Raw genomic sequence first — 22,543 nt, 5'->3', positions numbered from 1 at the left:
TTTTCCAGAAAGATGAAGGGTCAGGCCCTGATTGGGAGAGGTAAGTGATGTTTCAGTCCTTTGCGGTAACCGCACGCCCGGAACAGGGACCGCCACGGCTGGCTGCCTTGCGGAGTGAGATAGCAAAAGAAGGGTTGGACGGCTTTCTTATCCCGCGCGCGGATGCGCATCAGGGCGAGTACGTTGCGCCTCGGGATGAGCGGTTGGCATGGTTGACGGGATTTACCGGCTCGGCCGGGTTTTGTGCAGTGCTGAAAAACGTGGCCGGCGTTTTTGTGGATGGTCGCTATCGGACGCAGGTTAAGGCACAGGTTGCATCTGATTTCACGCCCGTTCCGTGGCCCGAAGTCAGCCTCAGCGCGTGGTTAAAAGAGCAGCTGCCAGATGGCGGCAAGGTCGGGTTTGACCCTTGGCTTCATGCGGCGGGTCAGATCGCCAGTGCGCAAAAGGATTTGGCTGGCAGCGGCGTGGACTTGGTGCGCGTTGACAACTTGGTGGATCGGGTATGGCAGGATCAACCCGCGCCGCCGATGAACCCGGTCAAAGCACATCCGATTGAGTTTGCCGGAGAAGCCGCGACCAGCAAGATCACGCGTCTCGCCAACGATCTGCAAGGCTCTGGGTGCGCGTCAGCAGTAATCACCCTGCCGGATTCCACCATGTGGCTTTTGAACATTCGCGGCTCGGACATCGGGTACAACCCGGTGGCGCATGGTTTTGCCATCCTGCACGCCGATGGCCGGGTCGATCTGTTCATGGCCGAAGAAAAACTGAAAGTGGCTTTGGAAGATCAGGTCTGTGTTCACGCGCCCAAAGACTTTCTGAGCGCTGTAGCGGCGCTGGAGGGGAGTGTTCAGGTCGATCTGGGAACCCTGCCGCAAGCCGTAGCAGATGTACTTGAGGATCGAATGGTCGATGGTGGAGACCCCTGCGCCTTGCCCAAAGCCTGTAAAAACGATGCTGAAATCGCGGGCAGCGCCGAGGCGCATTTGCGCGACGCGGTGGCAGTAACAGAGACGCTCTGCTGGTTAGACGCGCAAGCCCCCGGAACCCTGACCGAAACGCAGGTGGTCACTCGCCTTGAAGAGATTCGGCGCAAAGACAACGCGCTGCAGGATATCTCATTCGACACGATCGCGGGCACAGGCCCCAATGGCGCGATCATGCATTATCGCGTAACGGAAGAGACCGACAGCACGTTGGAAGATGGGCACATTCTGGTTCTGGACAGCGGTGGGCAATATCTGGACGGCACCACTGACATCACCCGCACGATTGCCATCGGTGAGGTTGGCGACGAAGAAAAAGCGTGCTTTACCCGCGTACTGAAAGGCATGATCAACCTGTCCATGCTGCGCTGGCCTGTGGGTTTGGCCGGGCGTGACATTGAAGGCATCGCGCGGGCACCACTTTGGGCAGCAGGGCAGGATTTCAACCACGGCGTTGGGCATGGCGTCGGCGCGTATCTGAGCGTTCACGAAGGTCCTCAGCGCCTGTCCAAGGCCAGCCATGTTCCCTTGCAACCGGGTATGATCCTGTCAAATGAGCCGGGGTATTACCGCGAAGGCGCTTTCGGTATCCGCATCGAGAACCTTGTAGTCGTACAAGAGGCCCCGGCCCTGCCCGGCGGCGATGCCGAGCGCGCGATGTTGAACTGGCGGACATTGACCTATGTTCCGATTGATCGGCGACTGATTGTGATTGAGATGCTGACTGCAGTTGAACGCGATTGGCTTAATGCTTATCACCGCGACGTTGCGGAAAAGATCAGACCAAGGCTGGGCGAAGACGCTCAACTGTGGTTGGATGCCGCAACCGCGCCGATCTGACACCGAACTGTTACAAACACCGGGCAGAGGAGAGGCCCAAAGAAGACGAGGGAAGAGAAATGGTAGAGATCACGATCCGCAAAGCTCCGGGTAAATGGAGCGTCCGTTCCGGCGGTGCTGTTCTGGGCGAAAGCAGCAACGCGCTGGAACTGTCGGAGGGGGATTTGAATCCAGTGATCTATTTCCCTCGTACAGACATCGCCATGGCCTTTCTGGATACGACCGACAAGATCACCAATTGCCCGCATAAGGGTGACGCCACGCATTTCTCGATCGTCAACAAATCCTCGGTGACCGAAAACGCCGCGTGGAGCTATGAAAACCCGGTGTCAGCAATGGCAGAAATCAAGGGCTATGTGGCGTTCTATCCAGTGGAATCCGTCAAGGTCGAGCAAATCTAGTTCCCTGCCACTGCTGAACTTAATCTAGCGCCGGTGATGGGCTTCCTGTCACTTTGACAGCTTGCGACTTAAAGCGACTATGAATGCTCCTCGGCCGCCGTTGCCGCCAATGCGCGGTTATATGCCTTGAGTGCATCAACGTGATACAGCCCCCCGACCGGAGTTTCATTGCCTTCGCCGTCGATTTCCACAACCGGGATACACGGTATGTCGTCATGATCGAAATAAGGCATCGCGGCCTCTAGTGTGGCGCTCGCCTGCACGCAGAGCCCTTGTTCGATCAGTTCCTGTGCTTGCTCTTTGGTGATAGACCGGGCATCCCCGATGGGTCGCATCACTGCGCCGGCGCGCAGCATTGCCAGCAAATAAGCCTGCGGCCCAGCCGCCAGATGCACATTGCGGCGTTCCAGCTGTGTCAGGAAGAAAGACCGGTCCACCAGCCGCGAAGCCAACGCTGTGGACATCGAGACCGAAACCATCACCGCGATACCGATCTGCCAGTCTCCGGTCAGTTCGAAAACGATCATAGTGGTCGAGATTGGCGCGCCTAAAACGGCGGCGGCCACAGCCCCCATGCCGGCAAAAGCATAGAGCGTATGCGTGCCCGACACATCAGGCAGCAATCCTGTTGCGATGAGGCCAAAGGCCAGTCCGGTCAGCGCGCCGATCATCAACGAAGGTGAAAACACCCCGCCCCCCATGCGACCCCCCATCGTAATGGCGACGGCGACAGTTTTGATAACGGCAAACAGGATGGCGACTGTCAGGGTCAGGTCACCGGTCAGCGCGCGGATCGTGGTCTCATACCCCACGCCGATGATATGCGGGAACCAGATCGCCAGCAGGCCCAGCATCGCCCCTGACACCGCCGGGCGCAGCCATCGCGGCAAAGACAGGCGGGTTTGGACATGATTGCCGATATCCTCGGCAAAGAAGATCGAGCGCATCAACAACAAAGACACCAACCCGCAGATCAGGCCAAGGATCAGGAAGGCGGGCAATTCGACATAGAATTGCAGCGATCCTGGGGTTTCCAAAACGAACTCGGTCACGTCGCCGTATTCCAGTCGGTTGATCACCGTCCCGGCGACCGAAGCGATGACGATGGGCGCGAAAGCGTGCACGGCAAAATGGCGCAGCACGACCTCAAGCGCGAACAACGCGCCCGCGATAGGTGAGTTAAAGCTGGCCGACACCGCAGCCGCCACGGCGCAGCCTAACAGATCACGCCCTGTGATGCCGTCAGCGTGAATACGGTCGCTCACCCATGTCGAGATCACCCCGGCCATATGCACCACTGGCCCTTCCCGCCCGGTTGATCCTCCGGTGCTGAGAGTAATCAGCGAGGCGAAGAACGAGGCAATCCCCGCTTTGCCCTCGACCCGGCCATTGGTCAGCGCGGCCCCTTCGATCACATCCGCAACCGAGCGCACCCGCCCGTCGTCAGTGAACTTGTGCAGGATAATGCCCACGATGAGACCACCGAGAATTGGTGTGATCAGGATCAGGACCCAGGGAAGCTTTTCGGCGTGCGAATGCAGCAGCAGAATATCGCCTGTGTCGTATACATAGGCCTGCAGCGCGCGGATCGCTTTGCGGAACCCCAGCGCCATAAAGCCTGCCGCAATCCCGATGGCTAAGGCGATGAACCAGAACTGGATCTGGCTTGGCCCACGTCGCAACATCACCCGCCACGCATCCTTCATCGCGGCCAAAGCCTGATTGAGCTGGTTGCGCAGAACGGTGCGGGTCGATTGGGTCATTGGCCCTCGGGGATCAAGTCTTATCCCTTAGTAAGCCACGGAGCCCTCTGATAAAAGTGAGATCACGACGGTTTGCGAAACGGAAAGCGGCAGAATGGCGTCAAGCATCCAACAAAGCGCGGGCAGCGGCGCGTGCCTCATCGGTTATGGTATCGCCTGCAACCATGCGGGCGATCTCGTCTACCCTGTCGGGATCAGCCAGCGGGATCACGGTCGACAGGGTCTGCCCGTCAGCAACCTGTTTCTGCACCCGCCAATGGTGCGCCGCACGAGCGGCGACCTGCGGTGAATGTGTGACCACCAGAACCTGCCCACCCTGCGCCAGCGACGCCAGACGACGCCCCACCGCATCCGCAGTCGCGCCGCCCACACCTCGGTCAATCTCGTCAAAGATCATCGTACGCGCACTGTCATCGCCCGTCAGACAGACCTTGAGCGCCAGCAGGAAGCGGCTGAGTTCGCCGCCCGAGGCGATCTTGTTCAGCGGGCCAGACGGCGCACCCGGATTGGTGGCGACGGTGAAAGCTACGGCGTCTATACCTTCGGGGCCGGGATCAGAGGCGGTGATTTCGGTCTGGAACACCGCACGCTCCATTTTAAGAGGTGCCAGTTCGGCCATTACGGCCGTATCCAGCCGTCCCGCCGCCTCTTGTCTCGCGGTGCTGAGCCCGCCAGCGGCTTGGTCATACGCAGCTTGCGCGGCTTCGACCGCGACGCGTTGTTCCGCCAGATCGGCATCGCCCGCATCCAGCCGGTTCAATCGGTCGCGCAACGTGTCGGCAAACGCGCCCAAATCGTCCGGGGCCACATCATGCTTGCGGGCCAGCGCACGAATGGCGAACAGACGTTCCTCAGCGGCTTCAAGCTCTGCCGGGTTGAAATCCAGCGCCTGCAGGCAGGCGTTCACGCCATCCTGCGCCTCGCCCAGTTCAATCAGGGCGCGGCCAAGTGCTGCAATCGGTTCTTCCAATTGACCGCCCGCATTGTCCGTTACGCCCTCCAACCAACGGACGGCATCGGACATCGCACCTTCGGCCCCCTCGCCCCCCAACAGGGCATATGCGCGGGCCACGTCGTCGCGGATACGTTCGGCCCCCTGCATCATACGTCGACGCGCATCGAGTTCCGCATCCTCGCCCGGTTGTGGGTCCAGCTTGTCCAGTTCGCCCACAGCGTGACGCAGGAATTCCTCTTCCGCGCGCATGGCCGCAAGTGTCGCCTCAGTCTCGGCCAACGCCTTGCGGGCACGCGACATATTCGTCCATGCGGCACGCACAGCGGCCAAGTGATCCCCTACCCCTGCGTAGTCATCCAGCATCGCCCGATGTCCACGCGGGTTCAGCAACCCGCGATCGTCATGCTGACCATGCAATTCGATCAAAGTCTCGGACAGCGCCCGCAGCACCTCGCCCGAGCAGCGTCGGTCATTGACCCAGGCGGTCTTGCGACCCTCGGCCGTGTTGACCCGGCGCAGGATCAGTTCCTCACCACCGGGCAGGCCCGCCTCGGCCAGAACCGCGTGGGCTGCGTGATCAGGGCCGAGCTCGAACTCAGCCACAACCTCACCTTGCGCGGCGCCCTGACGGACCAGTTCTGCCCGTCCACGCCAGCCCAACACGAAACCCAAAGAATCCAGCAGAATCGACTTGCCCGCGCCGGTTTCCCCGGTCAACGCATTCAAACCCGGCTGAAACGTCAGTTCCAGCCGGTCAATGATCAGCATGTCGCGGATATCAAGGGCGCGCAGCATCGGGTCTTAGCGTCCCACGCCTGTAGCCATGGCGATTACAACCACTCACCTTTGATGGTCTGGCGGTAAATCTGGCTGAGCCAGTTGTTGCCGCGGCTTTTCAGCTCCAACCCGCGCGAGGTCAGTAGCTTGTAGCCCGCGTCGTACCATTCAGACGACTGATAGTTATAACCCAAAATGGCGCCAGCCGACTGCGCCTCATCCACCAACCCAAGCGACAGATACGCTTCGATCAGACGATACAGCGCTTCGGCGGTGTGGGATGTGGTTTGGAAATCCTCAACCACCACACGGAACCGGTTGATGGCGGCAGTGTAGTGATCCTGACGCAGGTAATAGCGCCCGATCTCCATCTCTTTTCCGGCCAGATGATCAAAGGCCAAGTCGAATTTCAAGACCGCCGAGGTGGCGTACTCGCTATCGGGATATACCTCGATCACTGTACGCAGCGATTGCAGTGCCTGAAAGGTCAGCCCCTGATCGCGCCCCACTTCGTCAATCTGGTCGTAATAGCTGAGCGCCAGAAGATATTGCGCGTATGCGGCATCTTCGTCTGCCGGATAGAAGTCGATAAAGCGCTGAGCGGCGGCCCGGCTTTCTTCGTAGTTCTTGTCTGTGTGATACGAGAACGCTTGCATGATCAGCGCGCGTTTGGCCCAGTCGGAATAGGGATAAAGACGCTCAACTTCCGAGAAATACCACGCCGCATCATCCGAGCGGTTTTGCGACAACTCATACTCACCGCGCGTGAATATCTGTTCTGGAGTAAAGCCTTCCAGGTTCTGATCGCGATCTGCGCCTTGCCCGCCGCATGCCGTCAAAACTGCTGTCAGAAGAATCGCGCCTGCGAACCTGACTGCCGCTTTGGTGCCAACCATTCCGCCTATCCTTGTCGTATTGCTTAGTGGGGCAACCCCCGGATTGGCCCTTGGTCTAGCATATATAATTCCGGTGCAAAACGCCTTAGTAAGCCCCCTGACGGAATTGTCGGCCGACTTGATCCAATCAGGCAACTTCGGGAATTTCGTCCCAAACAAGACCCTGACCGGGCAGACGTGCGGCCATTTCGGCCGTGCACAGCACCGGACGCACGGCGCCGGGAGTTTCGAACAACTTACGCAGCAGCGTATTGGTCATCGCGTGCCCGGATTTGTCACCGGTGAAGTGACCCAGAATGGGACCGCCTGCCAAGTACAGGTCGCCCAAAGCATCCAGCATCTTGTGGCGCACTGCTTCGTCCGCATGGCGGAAGCCGCCCGGGGTCAGCACCTCGTCCCCCTGAACAACGACTGCGTTGTCCAGCGTGCCGCCCAAGGCGAGTCCGTTTTCGCGCATCGCTTCGACATCCGTGCGACGGCAGAAGGTGCGACAATCGCTGAGTTCACGCGCAAACGAACCGTTACGCATGTCCAGTGTCTTGGTCTGGCTGCCAATCGCGCTGTCTTCAAAGTCAATGTGGAAATCGATGATCAGACCATTTGCCGGTGCAATAGACGCACTGGCACCTTCGCGTGAGGCAGTCACGGGCTTAAGCACTTCAAATGCCAGAACCGGGCTGGCCTGACGACGTACGCCCTTGGCCATAATGCCCCGCACGAATTCGATCGAAGAGCCGTCCATGATCGGAACCTCAGGCCCGTCGATCTCGATCATGGCGTTGTGCACACCGCATCCTGCAAGGGCCGCCATGATATGCTCGACAGTCGACACCGACACATTCGCGTCGTTCACCAGACGGGTACAAAGCGGGGTGCGCTCGACCACATCATAGATTGCGGGGATCAACGCATTGCCCAGCTCAATATCCGTCCGTTTGAACCAGATCCCATGGCCGGCAGCCGCCGGCTTCAGGATCATTGTCGCAGGCTTACCGCTGTGCAGCCCGACGCCTTTAAACGTGATCGGAGATTTGAGCGTATGTTGCAAGGTGAACCTCGGTGAGTGGTGTCCGGCCTATACGGTCCGTGTTGGACACTCAGTTAAGGAAGCAAGCACCAAGGCTCAACTCACTCTTTGTAACTGAATGAAACATGAATGTAACAGATCGGCAAAAGCCTGCTTAGAACATGACAATTGACTGTATTTAAAAAGAAAAGGACCACCAGGTGGTGGCCCTTACTTACGATTTTGTTACCAGGTTCAGTTCGCCTGACGGCGCAGGAAGGCGGGAATTTCGATCCGATCCTGCTCGGGGTCGGCCTCATCATGCGCAGGTGCCGTAGCGTCAGCTTGGCGCATAGGGGGCTGCTGACGTACCGGCTGAGCCGGTGTATCTGCAGCGTGGCCAGTCATCCGATCAATCAAGCGATTGAAGCCAAAACGTGGACGATCCTGCGCATCTGTCTGCGGTGTTGGGGCCGGTTGAGGAGCTTGCGGACGAGGTGCGGCATAGCCACGCTCGGACGCGGGAACATTCTGCACAGCGGCTTGCAAACGCTGAAGCGCTTCGGGTGAAGGCGTGCCAGCGGCGGCCTGCGGTTGCGGCGCGACAAAGCTCTCTGGTGCAGGTTCGACAGGCTCGGGCGTTGGCTCGAACTCGGCAACGCGCGGCTGATAGGCCGGCGGTGGCAGACCGTCATCCTCTTGCGCGGCCGGTTGATCTTCATGCCAGCCTTCTTTCAGCTCGACATCCTCAATCGATTCAAACAGCGTTGGGGCGATGTTTGCATCCTCCGCGGCGGGGGCCTCATCCGCGGCTACGTGTTCCTGTGCGGGCTCTTCCGCCGACACCGTCCGGGTCAACGGCGCCGACATCGAGCGGCGCGCAACCGGGACTTCTTCGCTTTTTTCGCTGGCGTCGATACCAGTCGCCACGACCGACACGCGCATGCCGCCTTCCATCGCGGTATCCAAGGTCGAACCAACGATGATATTGGCCTCAGGATCCACTTCCTCGCGGATGCGGTTGGCCGCTTCGTCCAGTTCGAACAGCGTCAGGTCGTGCGAGCCTGTGATATTGATCAACACACCCTTTGCGCCCTTGAGGCTGATTTCGTCCAGCAGCGGGTTGGCGATGGCCTTCTCGGCCGCCTGAACCGCTCGATCTTCACCGGTGGCTTCACCAGTACCCATCATTGCCTTGCCCATTTCATCCATCACAGCGCGGACGTCAGCAAAGTCGAGGTTGATCAGGCCCGGACGCACCATCAGGTCGGTTACGCCCTTAACGCCCTGATACAGAACATCGTCTGCCATCGAGAACGCCTCGGTGAACGTTGTCTTTTCGTTGGCCAAACGGAACAGATTCTGGTTCGGGATGATGATCAGCGTGTCGACGACCTTTTGCAGCATCTCGACGCCATCTTCGGCCTGACGCATCCGCTTGGCACCTTCGAACTGGAAGGGCTTGGTCACGACACCAACGGTCAGCACACCCAACTCACGGGCGGCCTGCGCGATGATCGGAGCCGCGCCAGTCCCGGTGCCACCGCCCATACCGGCGGTGATGAAGCACATGTGCGCACCCGCAAGGTGGTCAACGATCTGTTCAATGCTTTCTTCGGCAGCCGCCGCACCCACGGTCGGACGAGCACCCGCCCCCAGACCTTCAGTAACCTTAACGCCCAGCTGCACCCGCGCCGAAGACTGGCTTTGCTGCAGCGCCTGCGCGTCGGTGTTGGCGACGACAAAATCCACGCCGTCCAGCTGTTTCTCAATCATGTTGTTGACGGCGTTGCCGCCTGCACCGCCAACGCCAAATACTGTAATCCGAGGCTTCAGTTCGTCGTGCCCGGGCATCGAAAGATTCAATGTCATGCTCTGTCCGCCTGTTTTATTGACCCGCCAAAGCGGTGTTTTTCTTACCTATCCACCAACAATCCTACCGCTCGAAACCGCAAACGTCACGCCAAAAATCGCCAAATCCCACAAAATATGGAGGAATTAAGGCAACAACTCGCGGTATTTTGCATTGATCGCCATATGTTGCGGAAAAAACTCAATCCACCACAAGGCAAGCAACACATGCGCCGCAGCTGACATGCGCGTCACTTAGAGATTCGGCCTTTTTCAAAATGCGGAAAACTGCTCAGGTCCTGCCGCTAGACCTCTGACGGGCCTTGTGGATATCTTGCTGGAAACAGAGGCGGGCTGCAACCCATTTCTTTAGCTAATTGGGACACTTGGACAATTCAAACCATCCTCAGTGATACTGCGCACTTCTTGAATTTCACTGCGGTCAAAACTTGCCAACCTAACCATCAACCGACCCTCATGCTGGAAGGTCCACCAACATACCGGCACACCATCCGGGTCGTCGTCGTACAAAAAGCAAAGCTGGCCGTCCGGAGTGGTGATTTGCCCATAGACGCAGCCGCGCCCCTTCATCCGCCACACCGAAAGAGTCGGGCTAAGGAACTCCTCGGTTCCCACCAACACGCCACTTGGAAAATCGTGGAACATAACCGTCTTGCCCTGAACGGCGTCCAGAAAGGCTTCGGGCGAGATTCGCGTCTGCGCGTGTGCGGTAAGTGGGAGCATGGCGACAAGCACCGCGCCCCCAATTGCCTTACCAATTGTCACGGAACCAGCGCATGGCGCGTTTAAAAGGCCGTGCGGCATAGGTGTCGACCGGAATTTCAAAATCCCACCATTCATCCTGCGGATGCGCGGCGAACAGGCTGAGGCCCACCGCCGAAGAAAACCCCGGCCCCGTTGCTGATTGCGGCAAACCGTGTACGCGCAGAGGCCGCCCCAAACGCACACGCTGGCCCAGGATGCGGGTCGCAAGGCCGTCCAGGCCCATAATCTGACTTCCGCCACCGGTCAGCACGATCTGCTGACTAGGCATATGTTCAAAGCCCGCAGCATCCAGACGGACGCGAACCTCCTCCAAAATCTCTTCGACACGAGGGCGCATGATGCCAATCAACTCGGCGCGACTGACGGTTCGGCGGTCGTGTTCCCAATCGCCGGTATCGCCGCCAATGTCGATTAGGTCGCGGTCATCCGCGCCGGTCGCATGTACGCCGCCGTTGAAGGTTTTGATCCGTTCGGCGACCGAAGCCGGAACGCCAAGACCCATAGATATATCGGCAGTTACGTGATCACCGCCCATGCGCACACAATCGGCATAAATCATGTGCTTTTTCATGAAGATCGACACGCTGGTCGTGCCGCCACCCATGTCAATACAGGCCGCACCCAACTCCTGTTCATCCTCAACCAAGGCCGAAATGCCGGACACATAGGCCGAGTTTGCAATCCCAGCCAGTTCCAGATCGCAGCGTTTGATGCAGCGAACGATGTTCTGGATCGCCACCGCATCCACGGTCAGCATATGCATGTCGACAGCAAGGCTCTGCCCCATCTGTCCCCGCGGATCGATCAGGCCCGAGCGGTTATCCAGCGCAAAATTCACGGGCTGGGCGTGAAGCACTTCGCGCCCTGCGCCGTAATCGGGCACGTCGCAAGCGTTCAGCACACGGCCAACCTCGGCCTCGGTCACTTCCTGCCCGTCAAGTTCGACCTGTGCGTCCAAGCCATAGGAACGTGGATTTGCACCCGAGAAGCAGGCAATGACGTGGTCCACCCGAATATCAGCCATCTTCTGTGCTGCCTGCAGCGCGGTACGGATCGCGCGTTCGGTTTCCTGCATTGCAGTCACTTCGCCGAACTGCACGCCGCGTGACCGTGTCGTCGCAGCACCGATCACCCGGAACCCGGTTTGACCGGCCAGCGAACCGATGCTGTTATCCTCGCTCAGCCGACCTGTGCCGTCGAACCGCAGCACCAGGCAGGCTATTTTGGAGCTGCCCACATCCAGAATCGCGACAACACCACGTTGCATCGCCTGTCTGCGCATCTGCCGCATAGCCCGTTGGGACTGATAAAGATCGGTCATCATAATCGCTACTGCCCGTTACTCACTGTCACTTTTGTATTCCACCAGTCTTCGCTGGCGGCTTTGGTCATTCTGATGGTCGGCCGCTGCCCGAGGCGCATGTCCACCACGGCCACATCACGCTCCAAAAGGTCTTGCACTTCGTTCACCGCCAACACGCGCTCTAACGCCCGCACAGGACGTTCGGTCGGAAGCATGATGCGCTGGCCGCGATCCAGAACCAGGTCCCAGCGCCGCTCACCAATGCGAACCAAACCTCGCACCCGAGCACCAAGACTGCGGGCGGTGGTCAGCAAGGCCATCGCCTCTGTCACATGTCCGTCCGCCCCCTTGCCCGCGATCAGAGGCAGGTTCGAGTGATCCTTGCGGGATGCGATCCGCGCAACATGGGCGCCGGTTTCGTCCAGCAACTCAATCCCGCTGCGGGTACGCCAGACCACGGCCGGCTGACGCTCGACCACGTCCACCTGCAATACACCTCCGGGCCGCACGCGGACGGTGGCAGATTTGACCGGGTTCAGACCTGTGATTGTTTCCCTGATCTGCTCAACGTCCAGATCCCAGGAACTGATCGGGAAATCCAAAGGCACGACTTCGCGTATATCTTCAGACAAGTTGGTGCCAGCGCCATCTATGGCCATCAGATTGACCATGAATTCTGGCCGTTGCTGGATCGAGGTTTTGATGTCTGTCGCGTAAGCCACCACCGCTTGGCGCCGCTCTTGCGAACCAAAATAGATCCCAGTGGCAACACATACCGCCAGTACCGGCAATCCGATCTTCAAACCCCGGCGCACACCCGGTGTCAGCATCCATCGTTGTAGTCTGTAGTTCAACCGAGACGGCGCGGGATCAAAACGTCGCGACTTACGACCGAACAGCTTCACACCACTCAGACGCAACTTCGGTTCGGCCTCATGCCGGTCGCCTGACGCAAATTCCGCATCCGGTCCGGCCAGAGGTTTTGAGCGGTGGATCACCGGCGCGCGGGTGGCCCTTAGCGGTCGCATGACGCGTCCTCCACCATCCACGCACAAAGCTGTCCGAACGTCATGCCAATATGCGCGGCTTGTTCAGGCACCAGCGAGGTTGGTGTCATACCAGGTTGCGTGTTGGTTTCCAGTAGGAACAGCCCGTCCACGCCCATGCTGTCATCCCAGCGGTAATCGGTCCGGCTGACGCCGCGACAGCCCAAAGCGTTATGGGCCTTCAGCGCATATTCCATGCAGCGATCAAAGATGTCTTGCGGGATGTCGGCGGGCAGCACATGCCACGATCCACCGGGCTTGTACTTTGCATCATAGTCGTACCAGCCGCCATCGGTCATGATCTCGGTCACGGTCAGGGCGCGATCGCCCATCACTGTCACCGTCAGCTCACGCCCCGCAATATATTTCTCGACCATCACATGCTCGGGCATATCATCCGACAACTGCGGCGGACCGTTCGAACCCTCGTGCACAATATAGATGCCGACGCTCGACCCTTCGTTGTTGGGCTTGGCGACATAAGGAGGCTCCATCACGTGGACCTCGATCACCTCGACCTTGGGTACAATCACGCTGGGAACAACGGGCAAACCTTCGGCCTGATACACCTCTTTGCTACGCTGCTTGTCCATCGCCAGAGCCGAGGCCAAAACGCCCGAATGGGTGTAGGGAATCCGCATCCACTCCAGTAGGCCCTGCACACATCCGTCTTCGCCCCAGCGGCCATGCAAGGCGTTGAAAATAACATCTGGCTTGATCTCTGAAAGGCGCGCGTAGAGGTCAGGACCTGCGTCCAGCTCAACCACTTGAAAGCCTTCTCCCCTAAGGGCGGCTGCGCATTCGCGCCCAGAGCTGAGAGACACCTCGCGTTCCGCTGAGGGGCCGCCCATCAATACCGCCACTTTGGGGTTTGTCCTGCTCGACATTCCCAATGTGCGCCTCAATGTCCCCGGACCTTATGTCGTGGCCCGTATTGCGTTATGCCTTTGATCCGTCGCCGTTAATTGCCTGTTATGGTCTGACGGTTGGGGCTCTATTCTTTCAACGGATCACCGACCCGCATGATTTCCCACTCTAGCGTGATGCCGCTTGTTTCGTAAACCTTTTTTCGCACTTCCTCGCCCAGCCCCTCGAGGTCAGCAGCCGTCGCGGTGCCTGTATTGATCAGGAAATTTGAGTGCTTCGGACTCATCTGCGCACCGCCGCGCGTCGCACCGCGCATGCCTGCGTCGTCGATCACTTTCCACGCCTTCAGATCATGAACATCATCAGCGTGTCCGGTCGAGGAGAATCCGGCCGGATTACGGAACGTAGACCCGGCGCTGCGGTCTTTCGTGGGCTGCGTCTCGTCCCGCTTCTGTAACTGAGCTGTCATCCGAGCGTGCAACTCTTCCGGATCGCCGGACGGGCCTTCGAATGTCGCTGAAACCAACACCGCACCTTCGGGCAGGTCGGATTGACGATAGCGGAATTTCAGGTCCTCTGGCGTCAGATCCACGATCTCACCCTGTCGGGTGACAATAGTGGCTTTACGCAGCACATCCGCAGTGTAGCTGCCGTAGCAGCCCGCGTTCATCCGCACTGCGCCCCCAATGGATCCGGGGATCGTACGCAGGAACGTCAGATCGACGCCGGCATCCGCCGCCTTGCGCGCCACATGGGCGTCCAGTGCTGCTGCGCCTGCGGTGACGGTATTCCCATCGACCGAGATACCGTTGAACCCACGCCCCAGCCGGATTACCACAGCGCGAATGCCACCGTCCCTGACAATCAGGTTCGAGCCGACTCCCATGGGGAAGACCGGAACATCGGCGGGAAGCTCGCGCAGAAAGTTTCGCAAGTCCTCAATATCGGCAGGCTGGAACAGATAGTCTGCCGGGCCACCGACGCGAAGCCATGTCAGGTCATTCAAAGACCGGTTTTCAGTCAGTTTGCCGCGTGGTGTGGGAAGATTTGTCATGCGGGCTAGATCGCGGATTTAGACCGTCAAGGCAAGTCGCAACAATCAGGAAACCACGCCAATCAGCTTGCGCAACCACCGCGCCAGATAAATCACTGGCCAACGGAGCACCGACATGCCCATCACCAGAACAATCAATCCGATCCACGGGCCGTTCTGTAGGGTCACATAGCCAAGGATCGGGATGCCCACCGCGATCAGGATATAGGCGCGGGTCCAATGATTGTCTTTGCTAGGGATCATTGCCAGCACATTCGCGGCGACACCCCACAGCGCGGCTAAGGCGATTGACCAGTTCATTCCCGAACCTCCCCACCCGTCCAGCGACGCCAGTAAAACCGAATGGCATTGCGAAACATCGAGGCGTAGGCAGCGAAGGCCAGCACCGAAAAGAACCAACCGAAATCATGCCCCAGCCAAACGATCAGTGCTGGTGCCGAAACGAACAACACAACGCCCGGCATGAATTGCAGGCGCATCGGCAGCATGGCCACAATCGTCGAAGCCACCACCCACAAGGCTGCGATCACCACCGAATTTGCCAATTGCCCCTCCGAGGACGTCATCTTAGCAGTTGCGACGCTACCCTTTAAAGTTGCGCTGCCGGAATGTCCATCGCGTCTGACGGCTTGTTGTTTTGCAACCGTACAGGCAGGCCATTGGCCCAGGCACTGATCGTACCCGCCCCCAGGCAAACGACCATATCGCCTGGGCGAGCCTGTTCACGAACCAGCCGCTCCAGATCGTTTTCATCCAGCAGTGCGCGGGCGTGGCGGTGGCCGTGACGGATCAGGCCCTGCACCAGATCATCGCGCGCAGCACCCTCGATCGGGTCTTCTCCGGCAGCGAAAATATCGGCGATTGCGACAACATCAGCGTCGTTGAAACAGGTGCAAAAATCATCGAACAGGTTGGATAGGCGTGAGTACCGATGCGGCTGATGCACAGCGATAACCCGCCCTTCGGTCGCTTGCCGGGCGGCTTTCAGGACGGCAGCAATTTCAACTGGATGGTGGCCGTAGTCGTCGATGATGGTGACGCCATCAACCTCGCCCACCTTGGTGAAGCGACGGTTGACACCTCCGAAATTCGCCAACGCGTCCCGGATTTCCGAGGTTTTCATGCCCAAATGACGCGCCACCGCAGCAGCAGACAGCGCGTTGGACACATTGTGATCCCCCGGCATCGGCAGGGTACAACCCTCAATCACCGTGTCTTCGTATTGCAGATGAATATCGAAATGCGCGATGCCACCCTTGTAGGTCAGGTTCACCGCCCGCACATCGGCCTGTGCGTTGAACCCATAGGTGCGCACTCTGCGGTCGGTGATACGGCCCACAAGCGTTTGAACCTCGGCGTGGTCCGTACAGCACACAGCCAAACCGTAGAACGGCAGGTTCGAGACGAATTCATAAAACCCGTCGCGCAGTTTGTCGAAATCACCCCAATGCTCCATATGCTCGGGATCGATATTGGTGACGATGGCGATGGTTGCGGGCAGTCGGTTGAACGAGCCGTCCGATTCGTCGGCCTCGACCACCATCCATTCACCCTGCCCCATCCGCGCGTTCGAGCCGTACGCGTGGATGATCCCCCCATTGACCACGGTCGGGTCGAAGTCACCAGCCACCATCAGCTCGGCCATCATCGTGGTCGTGGTGGTTTTACCGTGAGTTCCGGCAATGGCGACGTTGGAGCGCAGGCGCATCAGCTCGGCCAACATGTCGGCCCGGCGGACGACCGGCAAGCCGTGCGCACGCGCTTCGTCCAGCTCAGGATTACCCGGTTTGATCGCGGTGGACACCACAACAACGGCTGCGTTTTCAAGGTTTTCCGCACGCTGGCCGACGAATATTTCGGCCCCCAAACCCGCCAGACGGTCGGTTATCTTCGACGCCTTCAAGTCCGACCCCTGCACCCGGTAACCCAGATTCAACAGAACCTCGGCGATGCCCGACATCCCGATCCCGCCGATCCCTACGAAATGGATCGGCCCTACGTCTTGCGGCAGTTTGGTTGCAGGATTCATGTGGTCTCCTTCTGCGCCAGTTGTTGGACTAGTGCGACCAGACGCTCAGTCGCGTCGGGGGCGCCGGTTGAGAGAGCGGCATGGGCCATCTTTTGCGCGGCTTCCGGGTTGGTCAGAACCGTGGTGATTTGCTGTGTCAGCGAGGAAACGTCAAGGGCGTTTTCGGGGATCATGATCGCGCCACCCGCCTGCACCAGCCCACGGGCGTTGGCAGTTTGATGGTCACCAGCGGCGGCGGCGAAAGGGATCAGGATCGAGGGCCGCCCGATCACCGATATATCGGCAACGCTGGACGCGCCCGAACGGCTGATGACCAGCTGTGCGTCGGACATACGACGCGGAACGTCGTGAAAGAAGGGTTTAACCTCGGCTCGGATGCCGTGATCGGCGTAGTACGCAGTGACACGCTCACCATCCTCATCGCGCGCCTGATGGGCGACGCGGATATGATTCCGCAGGGCCTCGGGCAATGCTGCAATGGCTCCGGGGACCACATCGCTTAGGATGCGCGCACCCTGACTGCCGCCCATCACAAGGACTGACATCGGGTAATCGCCGGGCGGAATATAGCCTGCCGCAGCACGCTCCAACACTGCGGCGCGGACCGGGTTACCGGTATGGATGCCTTTGGCTCCTTCGGGCAGATCGGTTGGCCAGATACCGCAAGCCACCTGAGACACGCGGGTTGCGAACAGTTGGTTCACCCGACCCAATATGCCGTTCTGTTCGTGGATCATACGCGGGATTTTCAGCATCGTCGCCGCACCCAGCGCAGGAATAGACGGGTAGCCGCCAAAACCCACCACAACGTCAGGCCGGTCGCGCATCATCTGCAGCGCCATGCTGGTGGCGCCAACCGCGATCTTCGGCCCCACCATCGCCTTGGACGCCAAACCGCCACGTGCGAAAGTGGCTGACGAAGCCTCAACAATCTCGGTCGAATGTGGAAAACCGCTGGTGTAACGCGCGCCACGCGGATCGGTGGACAGGCGCACGCGCCAACCGTTGTGCAGCATCGCCTCGGCCAGCGCCTGCGCCGGGAACATGTGGCCCCCAGTACCGCCAGCCGCAATCAGAAGGTAGGGTTTGCTCATCAACCTCGCCCGCGCAGAATATCGCCCAGCTCGCCCTGTGGGCGGGTTCGGGTAAAGGCCAGCAACATGCCAACCGCGATGCCACCCGCAATCAACGACGACCCACCATAGCTGACAAAGGGCAGCGTCATGCCCTTAGCAGGCAACAAGCGCACCGCAACACCCATGTTGATCATAGCTTGCACACCGAACATGCAGGCCAGACCGGTGCCAGCCAGACGGATGAACATATCCCGTTCCTTCATCAGGCGCAGCAGCGAGCGCACCACGATGATCGAATACAGCGCGATGATTATCAGGACCAGGATCAGGCCGTATTCCTCGGCCGCGACAGCGATGATGAAATCCGTGTGTGCATCAGGCAAAGACCATTTCACCTGCCCCTCACCCACACCAACGCCGAAAAGCCCGCCCTCGCGGATCGCGTTGGTGGCATAGCCGATCTGGGTCGTTGGATCGACCTCTTGATTCAGGAACCCATCGATCCGGCGGGCGAAGTGTTCCGAGTTCGAATAGGCCAGCATACCGCCCAGAACAACGGCCCCGGCCATGCCGACCAGCAGCAGCATCGGCGCACCGGCCACGAAGTACATCACGCCCCAACCGAACAGGATCAGGCACGCCTGACCGAAATCGGGTTGCAACACCAGCATACCAACGATGGCCATGCACAGGGCGAAGGACCACAACCGTCCCGGAGGGCCGTTAATCTCTTGCGACGCGGCCAACAGCCACGCGGCCACGACAATGAAGCCCGGCTTGAGAAACTCGGACGGTTGCAATGAGGCGAACCCCAGCGAGTACCAGCGCACCGCACCCTTGCCAAAATCGGTCCCAAAGACCGGCAGAAAGGCCAGCGCCACGAAGGCACTCAGAAAGCCCAACACCGCCAAACGACGCACCAGCGTCGGTGACATCATCGAGGTCAGCAGCATCGCAATAAGCGCCAAGCCACCAAATATCGACTGGCGCTCAACATAGTGGAACGGGTCAAACCCGTTTCGACCGGCCAGCGGAGGAGACGAGGCCAGCCCCAGCAACAACCCAATGACAAACAAGATCAGCACGCAGGACATCGTCCAGCGATCAATTGTTCGCCACCACTTTGGTAGAATCGGTTCGCCGCGCTGGTCCTGGACCGCGCCATACACCATCTCAGTCATGAGATACCGCCACTCTCTGCCTCGTTAACGCCCCGTTTTCGGGATCTGTTTGAGAGTCTACAGTGAAATTGGCGTTTCGGCTAGCAGAATGACAGGGCGTTCGCGGAAATTGGCCCCAGGGGGCGGCGATCTCGAAGCACGAGCCTGCCACCCGATCTTTCGGGTTAACTAATCAACAAGTTCATAGTGTTTGATGGTTCTGGATTCGACCAGTTCAGCCTCAGCCGGATCAATGTGCGGACTTTTGTAATCTTCACCCACAAAAGCCTTCAGTGCATCCAGGTTTCTCCAAACCATTACGAAACTGAATTCGCGCGGTGTGTCGGACCGCGCGGCACCAGGCAGCACCTCAACGATGCCTTCCGTATTTCGCATCAAGGGGATCGCGATCTCATGGAAGAACTTCGAAAATTCAGCTTCTTTGCCGGGGCGAACTGTGACTTGGAAAATTCGAATGATCATCGGGGCACCCTTCTCTGCCTTGGACAGGTTGCAGTTCTTTGATGGCATAAGTTTATCACAAAACCGGGGCTTCCTTTGAATAGGCTACCCCTTGCCATCCCCGCCAATCCACGCCATGCGCTGCACATGAGCTTTGACACGATTATCCTTGGTGCCGGTGCAGCCGGTATGATGTGCGCCACCCATTGCGGTGGGCGCGTTTTGGTGATCGACCACGCGAAGGCTCCGGGTGAGAAAATCCGTATTTCGGGCGGCGGACGCTGCAATTTCACAAACATGTATGCGGGGCCGGGCAATTTCCTGTCGCAAAACCCGCATTTCTGTAAATCCGCGTTGGCACGTTACACGCAGTGGGATTTTGTCGATCTGGTCGGGCGTCACGGCATCGCGTGGCATGAGAAAACACTCGGGCAGCTATTCTGCGACGGGTCCTCTAAACAAATCATCCAGATGTTGCTGGACGAGATGGACCGCGCCGGGGCCGAGCTTTGGATACGCACCGAGTTGAAAGTTCTGCGCAAGACCGAGAGTGGCTTCGCGCTGGAGGTCGACCGCGAGGGGCAACGGGTTAGCCTGACCTGCGCCAATCTGGTGCTGGCCACGGGCGGCAAGTCTATCCCCAAGATGGGCGCGACCGGACTGGCCTACGACATTGCAAAACAGTTCGGCTTGCGGATGACCGAGACGCGCGCGGCGCTGGTGCCGTTCACCTTCTCGGACGGGAAGTTCAAGGACTTGTCCGGCGTTTCTCTGCCCGTGCGTCTGTCGAACGATCGCACCAGCTTTGCCGAGGCACTGCTGTTCACCCATCGCGGGCTCAGCGGGCCGTCGGTGCTGCAACTGTCCTCTTACTGGTGCGAAGGCGAAGAAATCCGGGTCAACCTGATCCCCGATTTGCCCCTTTTCAACCTGCTGCGTGACCAGCGACAAAGCGGCGGCCGCAAGGACCTGACTACGGAATTGGCCCGCCACCTGCCAGGCAGGTTGGTGGAATTTCTCAGCCAGCACATCCCGATGCAGGGTAATCTGGCCGACCAGTCCGATGCTGCCCTAAACGCCCTAACCGATACACTTTCAAATTGGACCCTGACACCATCCGGCACCGAAGGCTATCGCACTGCCGAGGTCACGCTGGGCGGGATCGACACTGATGACCTGTCTTCAAAAACAATGGAGGCCAGGGATGTCCCCGGCCTCTATGCGATTGGCGAAGCGGTGGATGTCACCGGGTGGCTGGGCGGCTACAACTTCCAATGGGCGTGGTCCTCGGGCCACGCCGCAGGAAGCGCAATCACGGCCCGTTAACCTACAACGTTGTAGCCACGCCCGCGCATGCAGTTGCGCACCAGAACTTCTTTGTTCTGGTTCTTGTTGATCACGTCCGCGCCAGCTCCAACCAGAGCGCCCGCTACAGCTGCACGGCCCAGATTGTCACTGCTGTCCTGAACGATACCGGTCACGGCCGCCGCACCTGCAGCGCCGATAGCGGCGTTTCCGGCGGTGGTGCCGTCAACGCTGGCCTGCGATGCGGCCAACTGTTGGCATTGCTGCAAGTCCACATTGTAGTTCGGCCCAACAGGGCCGTCGACGATCGGCTGATAATTTGCCCCAGTGTTGGTGCAAGCACCCGCCACCAGAATGGCGGGCAGGATCAGGGAAAACTTACGAAATGGCATAGTCATTACCTCGTGTTGAATTTGCAGGCAGGCAAAACCAATAAACATGGCGCGTCAAGCCGATAGCGTCTCAGCTTGGCGCAACCGGCGGTCTATCGCAAATGACTATTCCGCCAGCCGTTGGCGAACCTGTTTCGTGAAGTCCTCGCCTCGCTGTTCGAAATTGTCATACTGGTCGAAACTGGCCGCAGCAGGAGCCAGCAACACCGTTTCTCCCGGTTGAGCATCTGCCATTGCCTGCGCGACAGCATCGGCCATTGTGGTGCACACCTCCGCCTCAGCCTCGAGTTGCATGGCGAACCCAGCCGCCTCGCGCCCGATGACATAAGCTTTTATCACCTGATCGGCGGCACCGTTCAGCGCTGCCAGACCACCCTCTTTCTCAAGCCCACCGCAGATCCACCGAATCTTTTTGAACGCGCTCAACGCCTTTAGGGCGCTGTCCACATTGGTGGCCTTGGAGTCGTTTACAAAAGTCACGCCATTTGCTTCAGCGATGATCTGGCTGCGATGCGGCAGGCCGGGATAGCTGTGCAGCGCGTCCTCGATCACGCGCGGCGCAAGCCCTAGCGCTCGACAGGCAGCATAGGCGGCACACGCATTTTGGTGATTGTGTGCGCCGGGCAACCCCTTGATCTCACGCAGGTCTATGGAACCGGCCTGACGCCCCTTGCGGTATTCCGCCAAAAACCCCTTGCGGGCAAAGACCTGCCACCCCGGTCCGGTCAGCTTGCGCGCCACCGAAACACGGATCACCCGGTCGTCCACAGGCCCTTCTGCCAACTGCCCAGCTAGAAACGCGCCTTCGTTTTCATCAACGCCGATCACGGCCCGGTCCGGTCCACCTTCGGCAAACAGACGGCGTTTGGCGGCAAAATAACCCCCCATCCCGCCATGCCTATCCAGATGATCCGGAGAGAGGTTGGTGAAGACCGCCACATCCGGCGTCAGCGAGCGCGCCAATTCAGTCTGATAACTGCTGAGTTCCAGCACCACGACCGAGCCGTCTCCGCCGGGATCAATATCCAGTACACCGCGCCCAATATTCCCCGCCAGTTGCGCCTCACGTCCCGCTTCGGTCAGGATGTGGTGGATTAACGCCGCTGTGGTCGATTTCCCATTCGACCCGGTCACCGCAATCACGCGCGGAGGGATGTCGTAGTTGTTCCATTCAGGCCCCGCAAAAGACCTGAAGAACAGTCCGATATCGTTGTCCACCGGCACGCCTGTTTCCAGCGCCGCTGCGACCACCGGGTTCGGTTCGGGATAGAGATGCGGAATACCCGGCGACACGATCAACGAGGCGATGTCGTCAAACGCTCCATGGCGGTGCAAATCAGTACAAGTAAAACCTTCCGACTCGGCTTTTTCGCGCGCGGCAGGGTTGTCGTCCCAACAGACTGGTTCAGCCTTACCCGCCCGCAACGCGTGCGCCGTGGCAAGACCCGACCGGCCAAGCCCCAGAACCGCAACTTTTTGCCCTGAAAACCCTTTGACCGGGATCATGCCGCCCACCTTCTTACGACGTCCAATTGGCCGTCACACTGCGCAGAAGAAACAGCCAATGGCAAGGGCGACCAGAGGC

At 59.3% G+C, this 22,543-nt stretch carries 21 protein-coding genes; 3 read left to right on the top strand and 18 right to left on the bottom strand.

The window, feature by feature from the left end:
* Nucleotides 1-47 precede the first annotated feature (47 nt).
* Together ACR0LN_RS08085 and ACR0LN_RS08080 are read left to right on the top strand one after the other, a co-directional pair.
* The gene (locus ACR0LN_RS08085) at nt 48-1,829 is read left to right on the top strand and encodes an aminopeptidase P family protein (RefSeq protein ID WP_480428952.1); all 1,782 of its coding nucleotides are present in this window, start codon (nt 48-50) and stop codon (nt 1,827-1,829) included.
* Between the two features lie 59 nt (nt 1,830-1,888).
* Nucleotides 1,889-2,230, top strand: coding sequence for a DUF427 domain-containing protein (locus ACR0LN_RS08080; protein WP_480428950.1), 342 nt, complete (start codon nt 1,889-1,891; stop codon nt 2,228-2,230).
* Nucleotides 2,231-2,307: 77 nt separating this feature from the next.
* Here ACR0LN_RS08080 and ACR0LN_RS08075 read toward each other — a convergent pair whose 3' ends face one another.
* The 16 genes from ACR0LN_RS08075 to ACR0LN_RS08000 all read right to left on the bottom strand — a co-directional run bounded on the left by ACR0LN_RS08075 (nt 2,308) and on the right by ACR0LN_RS08000 (nt 19,282).
* The gene (locus tag ACR0LN_RS08075; RefSeq protein ID WP_480428949.1) at nt 2,308-3,993 is read right to left on the bottom strand and encodes a chloride channel protein; all 1,686 of its coding nucleotides are present in this window, start codon (nt 3,991-3,993) and stop codon (nt 2,308-2,310) included.
* A gap of 100 nt (nt 3,994-4,093) precedes the next feature.
* A complete protein-coding gene (gene recN / locus ACR0LN_RS08070; protein WP_480428948.1) occupies nt 4,094-5,743 on the bottom strand; it encodes a DNA repair protein RecN in 1,650 nt (549 codons plus the stop codon).
* Between the two features lie 35 nt (nt 5,744-5,778).
* Nucleotides 5,779-6,621 carry an outer membrane protein assembly factor BamD gene (locus ACR0LN_RS08065; protein WP_480428947.1) on the bottom strand — a complete coding sequence of 281 codons (843 nt, stop codon included), beginning with the start codon at nt 6,619-6,621 and terminating at the stop codon, nt 5,779-5,781.
* 127 nt (nt 6,622-6,748) lie between these two features.
* The gene (gene lpxC, locus ACR0LN_RS08060) at nt 6,749-7,669 is read right to left on the bottom strand and encodes a UDP-3-O-acyl-N-acetylglucosamine deacetylase (protein WP_480428946.1); all 921 of its coding nucleotides are present in this window, start codon (nt 7,667-7,669) and stop codon (nt 6,749-6,751) included.
* Nucleotides 7,670-7,882: 213 nt separating this feature from the next.
* Complete coding sequence (gene ftsZ, locus ACR0LN_RS08055) at nt 7,883-9,499, bottom strand: cell division protein FtsZ (RefSeq protein ID WP_480428944.1); 1,617 nt, start codon at nt 9,497-9,499, stop codon at nt 7,883-7,885.
* A gap of 348 nt (nt 9,500-9,847) precedes the next feature.
* Entirely contained in the window at nt 9,848-10,222 is a 375-nt protein-coding gene (locus tag ACR0LN_RS08050; RefSeq protein ID WP_480428942.1) for a hypothetical protein, read from the bottom strand.
* A 28-nt stretch (nt 10,223-10,250) separates the two neighbouring features.
* Nucleotides 10,251-11,585, bottom strand: coding sequence for a cell division protein FtsA (gene ftsA / locus ACR0LN_RS08045; RefSeq protein ID WP_480428940.1), 1,335 nt, complete (start codon nt 11,583-11,585; stop codon nt 10,251-10,253).
* A gap of 8 nt (nt 11,586-11,593) precedes the next feature.
* Nucleotides 11,594-12,595: a cell division protein FtsQ/DivIB gene (locus tag ACR0LN_RS08040; RefSeq protein ID WP_480428938.1), complete on the bottom strand. Its 1,002-nt coding sequence runs from the start codon at nt 12,593-12,595 to the stop codon at nt 11,594-11,596.
* On the bottom strand, nt 12,583-13,506 hold the full coding sequence (locus tag ACR0LN_RS08035) for a D-alanine--D-alanine ligase (protein WP_480429068.1): 924 nt from the start codon (nt 13,504-13,506) through the stop codon (nt 12,583-12,585). Before ACR0LN_RS08035 ends, ACR0LN_RS08040 begins: the two co-directional genes overlap by 13 nt.
* Before the next feature lie 101 nt (nt 13,507-13,607).
* Nucleotides 13,608-14,534, bottom strand: a complete 927-nt coding sequence (murB, locus tag ACR0LN_RS08030; RefSeq protein WP_480428936.1) for a UDP-N-acetylmuramate dehydrogenase — start codon at nt 14,532-14,534, stop codon at nt 13,608-13,610.
* A 45-nt stretch (nt 14,535-14,579) separates the two neighbouring features.
* On the bottom strand, nt 14,580-14,834 hold the full coding sequence (locus ACR0LN_RS08025; protein ID WP_480428934.1) for a DUF2484 family protein: 255 nt from the start codon (nt 14,832-14,834) through the stop codon (nt 14,580-14,582).
* Complete coding sequence (locus ACR0LN_RS08020; protein WP_480428931.1) at nt 14,831-15,079, bottom strand: DUF2484 family protein; 249 nt, start codon at nt 15,077-15,079, stop codon at nt 14,831-14,833. Before ACR0LN_RS08020 ends, ACR0LN_RS08025 begins: the two co-directional genes overlap by 4 nt.
* Before the next feature lie 44 nt (nt 15,080-15,123).
* Nucleotides 15,124-16,563 carry a UDP-N-acetylmuramate--L-alanine ligase gene (murC, locus tag ACR0LN_RS08015; RefSeq protein WP_480428930.1) on the bottom strand — a complete coding sequence of 480 codons (1,440 nt, stop codon included), beginning with the start codon at nt 16,561-16,563 and terminating at the stop codon, nt 15,124-15,126.
* Nucleotides 16,560-17,657, bottom strand: a complete 1,098-nt coding sequence (locus ACR0LN_RS08010; RefSeq protein ID WP_480428928.1) for a UDP-N-acetylglucosamine--N-acetylmuramyl-(pentapeptide) pyrophosphoryl-undecaprenol N-acetylglucosamine transferase — start codon at nt 17,655-17,657, stop codon at nt 16,560-16,562. Before ACR0LN_RS08010 ends, murC begins: the two co-directional genes overlap by 4 nt.
* On the bottom strand, nt 17,657-18,820 hold the full coding sequence (gene ftsW / locus ACR0LN_RS08005; RefSeq protein WP_480428926.1) for a putative lipid II flippase FtsW: 1,164 nt from the start codon (nt 18,818-18,820) through the stop codon (nt 17,657-17,659). The genes ACR0LN_RS08010 and ftsW overlap by 1 nt, the downstream gene beginning before the upstream one ends.
* A 168-nt stretch (nt 18,821-18,988) precedes the next feature.
* Nucleotides 18,989-19,282: an antibiotic biosynthesis monooxygenase family protein gene (locus ACR0LN_RS08000; protein WP_480428924.1), complete on the bottom strand. Its 294-nt coding sequence runs from the start codon at nt 19,280-19,282 to the stop codon at nt 18,989-18,991.
* A 126-nt stretch (nt 19,283-19,408) separates the two neighbouring features.
* Here ACR0LN_RS08000 and ACR0LN_RS07995 point away from each other — a divergent pair, with 126 nt between their 5' ends.
* Complete coding sequence (locus ACR0LN_RS07995) at nt 19,409-20,587, top strand: BaiN/RdsA family NAD(P)/FAD-dependent oxidoreductase (RefSeq protein ID WP_480429067.1); 1,179 nt, start codon at nt 19,409-19,411, stop codon at nt 20,585-20,587.
* Here the strand turns inward: ACR0LN_RS07995 and ACR0LN_RS07990 are convergent.
* Both ACR0LN_RS07990 and murD read right to left on the bottom strand, forming a co-directional pair.
* On the bottom strand, nt 20,584-20,958 hold the full coding sequence (locus tag ACR0LN_RS07990; protein WP_480428923.1) for a glycine zipper family protein: 375 nt from the start codon (nt 20,956-20,958) through the stop codon (nt 20,584-20,586). The genes ACR0LN_RS07995 and ACR0LN_RS07990 overlap by 4 nt on opposite strands.
* A 105-nt stretch (nt 20,959-21,063) precedes the next feature.
* Nucleotides 21,064-22,464 carry a UDP-N-acetylmuramoyl-L-alanine--D-glutamate ligase gene (gene murD, locus ACR0LN_RS07985; RefSeq protein ID WP_480428921.1) on the bottom strand — a complete coding sequence of 467 codons (1,401 nt, stop codon included), beginning with the start codon at nt 22,462-22,464 and terminating at the stop codon, nt 21,064-21,066.
* Between the last annotated feature and the right edge of the window lie 79 nt (nt 22,465-22,543).

Source organism: Ruegeria sp. AA6 (genome assembly GCF_056542865.1).
Note: the sequence above shows the minus strand (reverse complement) of the source record. Positions and strands in the feature narration are given on the sequence as shown.

Excerpts from the sequence above, each read along its gene's own strand:
- ACR0LN_RS08085 (WP_480428952.1), top strand. The coding sequence starts at position 48 with ATGTTTCAGTCCTTTGCGGTAACCGCACGCCCGGAACAGGGACCGCCA.
- ACR0LN_RS08080 (WP_480428950.1), top strand. The coding sequence starts at position 1,889 with ATGGTAGAGATCACGATCCGCAAAGCTCCGGGTAAATGGAGCGTCCGT.
- ACR0LN_RS08075 (WP_480428949.1), bottom strand. The coding sequence starts at position 3,993 with ATGACCCAATCGACCCGCACCGTTCTGCGCAACCAGCTCAATCAGGCT.
- recN (WP_480428948.1), bottom strand. The coding sequence starts at position 5,743 with ATGCTGCGCGCCCTTGATATCCGCGACATGCTGATCATTGACCGGCTG.
- ACR0LN_RS08065 (WP_480428947.1), bottom strand. The coding sequence starts at position 6,621 with ATGGTTGGCACCAAAGCGGCAGTCAGGTTCGCAGGCGCGATTCTTCTG.
- ftsZ (WP_480428944.1), bottom strand. The coding sequence starts at position 9,499 with ATGACATTGAATCTTTCGATGCCCGGGCACGACGAACTGAAGCCTCGG.
- ACR0LN_RS08050 (WP_480428942.1), bottom strand. The coding sequence starts at position 10,222 with ATGCTCCCACTTACCGCACACGCGCAGACGCGAATCTCGCCCGAAGCC.
- ftsA (WP_480428940.1), bottom strand. The coding sequence starts at position 11,585 with ATGACCGATCTTTATCAGTCCCAACGGGCTATGCGGCAGATGCGCAGA.
- ACR0LN_RS08040 (WP_480428938.1), bottom strand. The coding sequence starts at position 12,595 with ATGCGACCGCTAAGGGCCACCCGCGCGCCGGTGATCCACCGCTCAAAA.
- murB (WP_480428936.1), bottom strand. The coding sequence starts at position 14,534 with ATGACAAATCTTCCCACACCACGCGGCAAACTGACTGAAAACCGGTCT.
- ACR0LN_RS08025 (WP_480428934.1), bottom strand. The coding sequence starts at position 14,834 with ATGAACTGGTCAATCGCCTTAGCCGCGCTGTGGGGTGTCGCCGCGAAT.
- murC (WP_480428930.1), bottom strand. The coding sequence starts at position 16,563 with ATGAATCCTGCAACCAAACTGCCGCAAGACGTAGGGCCGATCCATTTC.
- ACR0LN_RS08010 (WP_480428928.1), bottom strand. The coding sequence starts at position 17,657 with ATGAGCAAACCCTACCTTCTGATTGCGGCTGGCGGTACTGGGGGCCAC.
- ftsW (WP_480428926.1), bottom strand. The coding sequence starts at position 18,820 with ATGACTGAGATGGTGTATGGCGCGGTCCAGGACCAGCGCGGCGAACCG.
- ACR0LN_RS08000 (WP_480428924.1), bottom strand. The coding sequence starts at position 19,282 with ATGATCATTCGAATTTTCCAAGTCACAGTTCGCCCCGGCAAAGAAGCT.
- ACR0LN_RS07995 (WP_480429067.1), top strand. The coding sequence starts at position 19,409 with ATGAGCTTTGACACGATTATCCTTGGTGCCGGTGCAGCCGGTATGATG.
- ACR0LN_RS07990 (WP_480428923.1), bottom strand. The coding sequence starts at position 20,958 with ATGCCATTTCGTAAGTTTTCCCTGATCCTGCCCGCCATTCTGGTGGCG.
- murD (WP_480428921.1), bottom strand. The coding sequence starts at position 22,464 with ATGATCCCGGTCAAAGGGTTTTCAGGGCAAAAAGTTGCGGTTCTGGGG.